The sequence below is a fragment of the Nodosilinea sp. AN01ver1 genome (genome assembly GCF_050565655.1).
Lineage (GTDB): Bacteria > Cyanobacteriota > Cyanobacteriia > Phormidesmidales > Phormidesmidaceae > Nodosilinea.
On the sequence record NZ_JBNXVS010000057.1, the window covers coordinates 20629 to 30065 of the forward strand.

Sequence of the window (9437 nt, forward strand, 5' to 3'; positions counted from 1 at the left end):
ATTTGTATTGAGAAGTGCTGACTGTCAGGATACTGTATGTCAGTCAAACTTTAGCGGTCAATCGGCCAGGTGACCACCTGATTACGACCTCTGGCTTTGGCCTCGTATAGAGCTTGGTCGGCCATTTGCACCAGGTTTTCGACCCGCTGGCCAACGGTAGGCACCAGGCTTGCCGCTTTAAAGCTCCAGGCTAGCACCCGCAGCGGCGAACTGGAATGCGGCAGGTCAAGACTTTGAATGTGGGCCAGACAGGTGGCGGCCAAAAACCGAGCCCCGGCCACAGTGGTCTGGGGCAAAATGGCGGCAAACTCTTTACCGCCGTAGCAAGCAATCAAATCTTGGGGCCGTTTGAGCGGCCCTTTGAGGCCGTTGGCAATGGTTTGCAGGCAGCGATCGCCGCCAGCCGCTGGGTTTCGGCGTGCAGGGCCGACTGCTGAATCGCAATTTTGTGGGCGACCTGCAGGTCTTCTAGGCTCCACCGCAGCCCCTCTAGGGCTTGCTGACGCAGTTCTGGGGTGAAATGGGGCACAGTTTGCAGCATGCGCCAGAGCATTTCAGCTTTCTCAACGGCAGATGAAATGCTCTGGTTAAATGGCTCAAGATCGCGAAGATTGAGCGCAGAGGGCTGGTTAATATAAGGAGCTACGGACGGCTATTCCTAGCGCGAATTCGCTGAGCAATGCCACATCGCTGCCGCTGTCGCCACCAGCGCTGAACCATATAAAACGGGCTAACCAGGCTGTAGACATACAGCGTGAGTTCGCAGGCGGCCACCGTATCGGCGATCGCCTCAGCCCGGTACCTGAGCAGGTGGCGCGCAATCTTGCACAGGTCATTCGCCATGTACAAAAGCGTCATCAGCGGCCACAGCCACCCGGCCACGCTCAGCATACGGGTGCGGTGGCGGCTGAGGCCAATGCCGCGAAACAGCCGCAGCAGGTAGTCGCGCTCAAACCGGCTGGCCGGAATCTGATGCTGCATGCGCATCGCCGGGTTGTACCACACCTCCCAGCCGTGGCGCTGCATGTAGAGCACCACCTCCAAATCTTCGCCCGCCGCCCGAAAGCCAATCGCATCGGCTAGCGATAGCTGCTCAGGCACGCTGGCTAGCCAGGCCTGCCGCCGCACCACCAGCCCCGCCGCCGGGGGCAAAACTTTCTGCCGCGGGTCGTAGATTAGCGGCTCAGACCCGCGCTCGGTGAGGGCGAGCATGGCCCCAATGCGATCGAAGTTGGGCGGCGGCGCGGTTTCAAAATCGCCTCGAATGCGGCTGCCAAAGGCCCCTGCCTGGGGGTGAGCCTGGCTGAAGCGGTGAGCCGCCAGCACCCAGCCCAGCGCCGGATGGTTGTCGTCGTCTAAAAACCCCACCAGCGGGCTGCGGGCAATGCCGATGGCGTGCTGGCGGGCGTAGCCAGCCCCCTGGCGCGGCTCAAAGGCGTAGCGCAGCGGAATATCTTGAGGCCACTGCTGCTGGTAGGTTTTAACCACCTGGGCGGTGCCGTCGGTGCTGTTGTTGTCAACCACAATCACCTCCCAGGCCAGGTGCTCGGTGCCCAGCTGGGCCAGCAGACAGTCGAGCACCTGGGGCAAGCGCTGCTCGCCGTTGTAGGTACAGATCACCACGGCCAAATCGAGGGCCTCTGAGCCGGGAGAAGCGGTGGCGAGCTTGAGCCGCAGCTGTCGCAGCAGCCGCTGGGTATAGCTGGGCAAAGGCCGATGGGTCATAGCCCGCCGCCTGGAGGTGTCAGGCGGGGTCAGCAGTTTGGCGGGTGGCGAGCTTGCCCAGGCAGAGGGTACCGATGTCGCTAGGGCAGGAAGAGACAGCTCAGCCATAGGTGCCAAGTCCTTTGCACTACTGGGTTACGCTACCCAGTGTGCCCGCCGAGAATAGCCCGATATCCTGCTGATGGCCGGACTTGTGGCCTGGTTGGCGACGGCTGACCGCAGTGCTAGCCTAGTGCAGCCCCGGCTCGATCTGGCTGATGGGCACAAAGCACTCGTTGGGCAGCAGCACAGGGCGATCGCCAAAGATGAGCTTACCCCGATGGGTCTTGGTGCTGATGGCAATGCCGATGGGGCGCTGCACATCTTCGGGGTGTACTTCGTAATAGGTGCGATAAATTTGCCGGGCCGACTTCAGCAGGGCCGGGTTAAGCGCCATCGGTGGGGCGCTGGGTTCCGGCAGCTGGCTGGGCGACTGACTTGAAAAAGGGGGTTGCTGTAGACCGTACACGGCTCACCTGTGCGCTTATAGACAGACTCTAATCGATCTTTCCAGGGGCAGCAAACTCTAGAAGGGCTTCTAGAAAGAACTTTACGCCAGGGCACGCAGCAGGGCTTCGCCCATCGCCTTGCAACCCACCTGGGTCATGCTTTCAGACATGATATCGCCAGTTCGATAACCCTGATCTAAAACTGTTGTTACCGCCTGCTCAATGCGATCGGCGGCGACGGGCTGGTCGAGGCCGTAGCGCAACATCATGGCGGCGCTCAGCACCTGGGCCAGGGGGTTGGCCCTGTCTTGCCCAGCAATGTCGGGGGCTGACCCGTGCACGGGCTCGTAGACCCCAGGCCCGCTGGCTCCCAGGCTGGCCGAGGGCAGCATGCCAATGCTGCCGGTCAGCATCGCCGCCGCATCCGACAAAATATCGCCAAACAAATTGCCCGTCACGATGGTGTCGAACTGCTTGGGCCAGCGAATCAGCTGCATGGCGGCGTTGTCGACATACATGTGGGTGAGGGTGACATCGGGGTAGTCGGCAGAGAGGGCGGTAATGCGATCGCGCCACAGCTGCGACACCTCCAGCACGTTGGCCTTATCCACCGAGCAGAGCTGGCCCTTGCGCTTCTGGGCCGTCTCAAAGGCGACCTTGCCAATGCGATCGATCTCGCGATCGGTGTAGGCCATAGTGTTGACGCCCCGCTTTTCTCCCGTCTCGGTTTCAAACACCCCCTTGGGGCTGCCGAAGTAAATGCCCCCCGTCAGCTCCCGCACCACCATGATGTCCACACCCTCTACGACTTCTCGCTTTAGGGAAGAGGCATCAATCAGCTGGGGCAGAATGGTGGCGGGGCGCAAATTAGCAAAGAGTTCAAGCCCCGATCGCAGCCCCAGCAGCCCCGTCTCAGGTCGCTGGTGCCGAGGCAGCGTATCCCATTTGTAGCCCCCGATCGCCGCCAGCAGCACCGCATCGCTGCCCTTACAGGTCTTTAACGTGTCCTCCGGCAGCGGCTCCCCGGTCGCGTCGATCGCCGCCCCACCAATCAGCGCCTCCTCAAACTCAAAGGCCAGATCCATCTGGCCGCCCACAGTCTTGAGCACGTCCACCGCCACCGCCATAATCTCAGGGCCAATGCCGTCACCGGGCAGCAGAGTAATGCGATAGGTCGAAGTCATAGCGTTTGAGAAATGTGATTTACCGCAGGGTGGGCACTGCCCACCAACCAGCCTGGGAAGCGCACCGATTCAATATCATACCCCCAGGGGTTTCCCCTTCACCGACGTACCCACCCATCCAGCACGGGCTTAGAGCCGATACCCTGCACGGGCAAACAACCGTTTGCCCCTATCAGATTCCTGCTTTGATTTAGTCTGGTATCGCTCAAGGATTCTCCCATTCTCACCCACCTACCCCTTCGACTCCGCTCAGGGGCCGTCTACCCACCTACCCCTTCGACTCCGCTCAGGGGCCGTCTACCCACCTACCCCTTCGACTCCGCTCAGGGACCGTCACCCACCTACCCGCCCCCTCCTCCACCCCATGCCCCAATACCTCTACCTCCACGGCTTCGCTTCCAGCCCTCGCTCAGCCAAAGCCCAAGCCATGAAAACCCGTCTCGCCAACCTGGGCATCCCTCTGATCATCCCCGACCTCAACCAGGGCGACTTTGCCCGCCTCACCCTCAGCCGCCAGATTCAGCAGGTCAGCGCCTTAATTTTGTCGCAGAATGAACCTACGGTACTGATCGGCTCTAGCCTGGGGGGCCTCACCGCCGCCTGGGTCGCCCAGCAGCCTGCCATTACAGAACGCATCGAAAAACTCGTGCTGTTGGCCCCCGCCTTTAACTTCCTCAAGCAGTGGCTGCCCCGCATCGGCCCCGAGCAGTTAGAAACCTGGCGCACCGAGGGCATTCTCCCGGTCTACCACTACACCGAGCAGCGGCAGATTCCCCTCCACTACGAGTTCATTACCGATGCCCAGGGCTACCAAGACGATAGGTTGACCGCCCCAATTCCTACCCTGATTCTCCACGGCACCCAGGACGAAACTATATCTATAGAAGCCAGCCGCGCCTACGCCGTCCCTCGCCCCTGGGTGCGCCTGGTCGAACTCCCCAGCGACCACGCTCTGGTAGATGTAGAAGCCGACATTTGGCGGCACACTCGTGATTTTCTGGGCTTAGGCATCTCTAAAGAGTAATGATGAATTGAGATGGCTGATGAATTGGGATGGTCGAGAGGTCAGCTGAAGGCTAAGCTCTGACCAGTAAAAGCAACAGGTATGATAGGGGTGATCTAACCCGTCAGGGTAAAGATAAGGTTCAGTTTATGACTCAGGCCACGGCGCAAATTCGCTGGACAATTCACGATCTGGAGGTGCTGCCCCAGAGCGAAGGCACGCGCTACGAAATCATTGATGGAGAGTTGTTCGTGACTCGATCGCCCCATCGTTGTCACCAGCAGGCCGCTGGCAGGGTGTTTGCCGTTCTAGATACCTGGTCTGCTGAGACTGGTCTGGGTGAGGCCATTCCGGCTCCGGGGATTGTGGTATCCGACGCTGACAGCGTGATTCCCGATGTGGCCTGGGTGAGCAACGAACGGTTGGCCTTGATTGAAGATGAGGCTGGGCACCTGACCGATTTTCCAGAGCTGGTGGTCGAGGTACTGTCGCCGGGGACGAACAACATTCGCCGCGACCGGGAAGCAAAGCTCAAACTTTACTCTATTCGAGGCGTTCAGGAATACTGGATTTGCGATCGCTTTACTCGGCAGGTTGAAGTCTATCGCCGCCAGGCTGCCCAGCTAGTTTTAAGTGCCACTCTACTGAGCCAAGACACCTTAACCTCTCCCCTATTGCCGGGGTTTAGCTGCCAGGTAGAGCATCTGTTCAGCCGTTAGGCCAGTTGTGCTGTGTTCCTCAAACGGCAGTTGCCAAACCCGTTTCAAGAATTGCAACCCCCGTGCCACAATTAGCCCAATCCTCTACGTTAGTAACAGGGCAGCCCGGTGGAACCGTCTTCCCTCAGTGAGCACAATCCGGCCCAGCCAGCGCCGACCCCGCGTCAGCTGCACAGCATCAAGGCTCAGCTCGACCTGGTGCTGCTGGCCCTAGAAGCCCTCACCGGCCTGGGGTCCGATGCCATGCTGGCGGCGGCAGAGACTCTGGGGGTGTCGGATTTGCTCAGCGATCGCGTCAACCTGTGGCGCTTGCGGCAGGCCAGCCCGCTGCGCAAGGGGCAGGGCCGCAAAAAGCTCGATGTCGACGAAGCCCGCGCCCTGGTGCTGGTGAGTTGTCATCTGGCGATCGCCCACCGCGACCCCATTCGCCAGGCCGTGGCGCGCCTAGAGCAGGCCCTCGCCCAGGGGCAGCCTCCCCACCGTACCGCTCAGCTAGGCGACTACCTCGACGCCTTCAGCAACGCCTACCAGGACCGTATGGAGGGCGACCAAACCGCCACCACCGACGAGATCACGACCCTGGGGCTAAAGCTGCTGGTCGATCTGCTGTTCTACAGTGGCTCCGGCGGCAGTCGTAAGCTGTGGGTGGCCCTGCTGGAACGAGCGGAAAAGTGAGGAGAATTTTGATGCGATTTTGGATTTGAGCTGCTGCTTGAGAAGGACTTGTTAGCCACCACCTGAGCAACCCTTTGAACGTTGCCTTTTGAATTTTGAACCTGTAACCCACCCAGCCGAAGCCCATGGCTCAGACCGCCACTGTCACCTCCTACGAATATGCAGCGGGCACCTGCACCCTACGGCTGGTGGGGGAGCTTTCGCCCCTGAGTCAGGTTACGGGTCGCCCGGTGCTGGGGCGATCGCGCTTTTCGCTGCAAATGTATGGCGAAGAAGCTGACGCTGCGTCGGCGTCGGCGACTAACCAGGCCATTATCTTTGAGATCAGCGGACGCGAGCCGCAGTTTTCGGCTCTGGCGGGGCTGGTGCAAACCTACGTGCAGCGCCATCTCAATGCCGACGCACTCACCGCCGGAGGCGCTGTATCTCAGGGCCAAAGTACGCTTCAGCCCGTGGGGCTAACCCGCCATCAGCTGACCCTGGCCATCCCGCCAGATCCGCCCAACATAGTTGAGCTGTCAACCCTGCAGCTAGCCGATCTGGCCGACACCCTGGAGCAGGCCGAGGGCAACCTCCAAATTTTACCGGATGCCGCGCCGGTCAGGGCCCGCCGATCGCGCCCTCGACTGCCGCTTTGGGTTGGCTCTGTGGCGGCGGTGGGCATTGCGGCCCTGCTGGGTAACCAGCTGCTGACAACGACCCCTGGCCCAGTGGTGCTCTCGCCCAGCGAACCCCCAACGACCAACGAATCTGGTCAACCGCTGCCGCCCAGCGACCGTCAACAGCCTCTAGAAAGCGGGGGGGGCGCATCCTCCGCCGACTTACCCACTGCCGCCGTAGAACCGCCTTCCACCACAGGCGAAGCGCTCCCTGTACCCACGACTACGGCCCCAGCCGCCCCAGCTGCCCCAGCCGCCCCAGCCGATAGTTCAGCGGGTGCCGTCACCCCCAAGGCGTCACCGCCGCCCTCTGCGATCAGCCCAGCCCCAGCCCCTGCTGAATCTGACATCGCCGCCTCTTCCCAGGCTGAGTCGGACGCGGGGGCACAGACCGCCAGCCCAGACGCAGGCGCAATAGCAGAATCGGCTCCGGCCAGCCCCGAGGCGCTGCAGTCAGCACGCAGCAGGCCTGAAGCATTTGACGCTGGCCCAGAGCAGGCCACCACAGCTGCTCCCAGCCCGGCCCTGGAGTGGATTAATACGCTCACCCTGACCCTCCAGCGGCAGTGGCGTCCGCCTGCGAACCTGGCCGCTACCCTGCGCTACCGCCTCACCCTTGAGCCCGATGGCACCGTCACAGCCCTAGAACCCCTCAATGACTTCTCTGCGACCTACCGCGACAACCCTACCCTGCCCCAGCCTGGCACCACAATTCCTGGTGTGGCTAGGGATCAGCCTTCTACAGTGGAGGTGCAGTTTCTGCCGTCGGGTGAGGTCGTGGTGGTGCCGCCAGGGCGTTGAGCCCTAGGACGACTGCGATCGATCGCTCTTGCGCTTGGCCCTGCGCATGCGCGACACCGATATGGCTTTGTCTGCGGGAAAACCGACCACTGGCATGACCTGATGCTTGCGATCGCTCTCCAGCTGCTTCAGCTCGGTGTAGTCAATCCAGTGAATGCAGTCGACTGGGCAGGTGTCGATCGCCTCTTGAATGATGTCTTCAGAGTCGCCGTCCTGGCGATAGACCCGCGACCTGCCGTAGTCAGGCTCGATGTAGAAAGTATTGCGGGCCACATGGGCGCAGTGCTTGCAGCCAATGCAGGTAATTTCGTCCACATAGACGCCCTTCTGGCGCAGCTGGCCGCCCAGTTCTGGCTCCAGGCCGGTGCGATCGCTAGACTGCCGTAGGTTGCCGCCTAGCTCTGGCTCCAGGCCGGTCGTATGGAGGGCAGTCGCATCGGGGCTATTCACCTGGGGCTGGCCGTCAAAATGTGTCATCGTGTTATGCCATTCGTGCTTCAAAGCCCAGCTATGGGCTGTCGTCAACTAGCTGCTGAAGCCTAAAAATCAAGGCTTACAGCCCCTAGCCTGTTTTTTGGGTCGGGCGTGGCAAGGCTTGGAAGTCAAGGCTTCTGACCAGAATTGATGGCACGCCCTAGGGGCCAATACAAAGAAAGGGGCCAAAGCAGCCCCTCTTCAAGCTTCAAAAGGTCAACGCTTTAGCCATTCCAGCGCTGCACGACCAGCCGCACAGAGCCATCTTCACGCACCTGCTCTTCAGCTACCTGAAAGCCCTGACGCGAGGTTTCAGACAGCACGGTGTTATAGGCATAGCGCTGGGTTACCTGGCGCAAAAACCCCTCTACCGTTAGCGGCTGCTGCCAGTACTGCAGGTCGGCCACCAGCTCGTAGTCGCTGGTTTCAGGGTTACGGCGAAAACCTATGTCGTAGCCGTTGTCCTGGGCAATCACCACATCAGCGGTTTCAGTCAGGCCCTGATAGCCACGCACGTCGCAAGGACCGGCTTTCCAATCAGTCCCTAAATCATTCAAAGCCAGCTTGAGAGAGTCTAAATTGCGGATTTTGGTTTTGATTTGGCTAAAGTGTGACATCTTCTGCAGGGGGTATGAGGACTATGAAAATTGAAAACTTACCACTGGCTGTAGGCGGTTTTGGCTGATACAGTCTCCGCTGCCAATTGTTCATTACTCTGAGCAAAGTACTCGGAGGTGGTCTGCTGGGCCAGTACAATACCGAGCTGGGCCTCAATGGCCGCTGTGACTTCGGCACAGGAGGCACCCACAATACCGGTTACTGTTTCCTTAACCCGCCCGTCGGGGTAAATAATGAACTCTAACGTTTCCATAGGGGTATGGGTCTCAACACTGGTGATGCTGGCTTTGGGCAATGGCGACTGATGTCATCCCTGATCGGTATTACCCTCAGGTGTAGCAGCGAGGCAGCAACCTAATCTTAAATTAAGCTACAGCCTGCTAACGTTCATTACGAAAGTCAATGTATCGCATTGATTTCGTGAGCGGGCACATCCATTAGATGTAGTTTCGCGTAACTTTCAAAGGTCGTCAAGGCAGCTTAAGTTACATATTGCATCAATTTGAAGGGCCAAATAACTCTAGGCAGGACTATTTCAACCTATTCCAAAGGATGAAATATTAAGAAGATTAAAGATTGATGCGTGAACCGTCTGCTGAAACACTGCTGTTGCAACCAGTTAGAAACTATCGCTCCCAGTGCCTACTGCCTTCTCTTAAGTATCTATCTCTAACATCAAGCAATTACGCAGCTTTTTAGTCAGTAAGTAACTCTACTTAAGTTGAACCGATGAAGCCGTAGGACATCAGGGTGAGTGTTAATGCCAAATCCGAATCGCATAACCCCAATTCAAACAGGCGGCTTGCGGAGGGCCAAGCCAGAGGCGTTACGGTGCTCGCCCAGTCCCACTGGGGGTTAGCTAAGGCAGATTCAGTCTAATGCTGGCTCGCCCCGCTTTTCGTGGCACCGAGCCAGCCTTGAGCAACCAACTAAAAAGCGCCCCCCGCAGGGAGCGCTTCTATCAAATCAATGGACTAGCAAAGCCTAGCCGATGATTTCAGGAGCCTCAGCAGTGGCCAGGTCCAGGGGGAAGTTGTGAGCATTGCGCTCGTGCATCACTTCCATACCCAGGTTCGCCCGGTTGATGACGT

Annotated in this window: 12 protein-coding genes; 4 read left to right on the plus strand and 8 right to left on the minus strand. The window is 59.4% G+C overall.

Going from position 1 to position 9437, the window contains the following annotated elements:
- Positions 1-50: 50 nt before the first annotated feature.
- From ACQ4N7_RS26695 to leuB, 5 genes are all read right to left on the minus strand, one after another.
- Positions 51-386: a diguanylate cyclase domain-containing protein gene (locus tag ACQ4N7_RS26695; RefSeq protein ID WP_430714490.1), complete on the minus strand. Its 336-nt coding sequence runs from the start codon at positions 384-386 to the stop codon at positions 51-53.
- The gene (locus tag ACQ4N7_RS26700; RefSeq protein ID WP_430714491.1) at positions 332-553 is read right to left on the minus strand and encodes a hypothetical protein; all 222 of its coding nucleotides are present in this window, start codon (positions 551-553) and stop codon (positions 332-334) included. The genes ACQ4N7_RS26695 and ACQ4N7_RS26700 overlap by 55 nt, the downstream gene beginning before the upstream one ends.
- Positions 554-642: 89 nt before the next feature.
- Entirely contained in the window at positions 643-1833 is a 1191-nt protein-coding gene (hpsE, locus tag ACQ4N7_RS26705) for a hormogonium polysaccharide biosynthesis glycosyltransferase HpsE (protein WP_430714480.1), read from the minus strand.
- 121 nt (positions 1834-1954) lie between these two features.
- Positions 1955-2233, minus strand: coding sequence for a hypothetical protein (locus ACQ4N7_RS26710; RefSeq protein ID WP_430714481.1), 279 nt, complete (start codon positions 2231-2233; stop codon positions 1955-1957).
- A gap of 81 nt (positions 2234-2314) precedes the next feature.
- Positions 2315-3397: a 3-isopropylmalate dehydrogenase gene (leuB, locus tag ACQ4N7_RS26715; RefSeq protein WP_430714482.1), complete on the minus strand. Its 1083-nt coding sequence runs from the start codon at positions 3395-3397 to the stop codon at positions 2315-2317.
- Positions 3398-3761: 364 nt separating this feature from the next.
- Between leuB and ACQ4N7_RS26720 the strand changes: the two genes are divergently transcribed.
- From ACQ4N7_RS26720 to ACQ4N7_RS26735, 4 genes are all read left to right on the plus strand, one after another.
- The gene (locus ACQ4N7_RS26720) at positions 3762-4421 is read left to right on the plus strand and encodes a YqiA/YcfP family alpha/beta fold hydrolase (protein WP_430714483.1); all 660 of its coding nucleotides are present in this window, start codon (positions 3762-3764) and stop codon (positions 4419-4421) included.
- Positions 4422-4549: 128 nt separating this feature from the next.
- Positions 4550-5119 carry a Uma2 family endonuclease gene (locus tag ACQ4N7_RS26725; RefSeq protein WP_430714484.1) on the plus strand — a complete coding sequence of 190 codons (570 nt, stop codon included), beginning with the start codon at positions 4550-4552 and terminating at the stop codon, positions 5117-5119.
- A 108-nt stretch (positions 5120-5227) separates the two neighbouring features.
- The gene (locus tag ACQ4N7_RS26730; RefSeq protein WP_430714485.1) at positions 5228-5794 is read left to right on the plus strand and encodes a DUF3038 domain-containing protein; all 567 of its coding nucleotides are present in this window, start codon (positions 5228-5230) and stop codon (positions 5792-5794) included.
- Positions 5795-5919: 125 nt separating this feature from the next.
- Positions 5920-7254 (plus strand): DUF4335 domain-containing protein, encoded by a 1335-nt coding sequence (locus ACQ4N7_RS26735; RefSeq protein WP_430714486.1) that lies wholly within the window; start codon positions 5920-5922, stop codon positions 7252-7254.
- 3 nt (positions 7255-7257) lie between these two features.
- Here ACQ4N7_RS26735 and ACQ4N7_RS26740 read toward each other — a convergent pair whose 3' ends face one another.
- The 3 genes from ACQ4N7_RS26740 to ACQ4N7_RS26750 form a co-directional block, all read right to left on the minus strand.
- Entirely contained in the window at positions 7258-7731 is a 474-nt protein-coding gene (locus ACQ4N7_RS26740) for a ferredoxin (RefSeq protein ID WP_430714487.1), read from the minus strand.
- Between the two features lie 221 nt (positions 7732-7952).
- On the minus strand, positions 7953-8345 hold the full coding sequence (locus ACQ4N7_RS26745) for a DUF1257 domain-containing protein (RefSeq protein WP_430714488.1): 393 nt from the start codon (positions 8343-8345) through the stop codon (positions 7953-7955).
- A 38-nt stretch (positions 8346-8383) separates the two neighbouring features.
- Positions 8384-8599, minus strand: a complete 216-nt coding sequence (locus tag ACQ4N7_RS26750; protein WP_430714489.1) for a DUF2997 domain-containing protein — start codon at positions 8597-8599, stop codon at positions 8384-8386.
- Positions 8600-9437: the final 838 nt, after the last annotated feature.

Excerpts from the sequence above, each read along its gene's own strand:
- ACQ4N7_RS26700 (WP_430714491.1), bottom strand. The coding sequence starts at position 553 with ATGCTCTGGCGCATGCTGCAAACTGTGCCCCATTTCACCCCAGAACTG.
- hpsE (WP_430714480.1), bottom strand. The coding sequence starts at position 1,833 with ATGGCTGAGCTGTCTCTTCCTGCCCTAGCGACATCGGTACCCTCTGCC.
- leuB (WP_430714482.1), bottom strand. The coding sequence starts at position 3,397 with ATGACTTCGACCTATCGCATTACTCTGCTGCCCGGTGACGGCATTGGC.
- ACQ4N7_RS26720 (WP_430714483.1), top strand. The coding sequence starts at position 3,762 with ATGCCCCAATACCTCTACCTCCACGGCTTCGCTTCCAGCCCTCGCTCA.
- ACQ4N7_RS26725 (WP_430714484.1), top strand. The coding sequence starts at position 4,550 with ATGACTCAGGCCACGGCGCAAATTCGCTGGACAATTCACGATCTGGAG.
- ACQ4N7_RS26735 (WP_430714486.1), top strand. The coding sequence starts at position 5,920 with ATGGCTCAGACCGCCACTGTCACCTCCTACGAATATGCAGCGGGCACC.
- ACQ4N7_RS26740 (WP_430714487.1), bottom strand. The coding sequence starts at position 7,731 with ATGACACATTTTGACGGCCAGCCCCAGGTGAATAGCCCCGATGCGACT.
- ACQ4N7_RS26745 (WP_430714488.1), bottom strand. The coding sequence starts at position 8,345 with ATGTCACACTTTAGCCAAATCAAAACCAAAATCCGCAATTTAGACTCT.
- ACQ4N7_RS26750 (WP_430714489.1), bottom strand. The coding sequence starts at position 8,599 with ATGGAAACGTTAGAGTTCATTATTTACCCCGACGGGCGGGTTAAGGAA.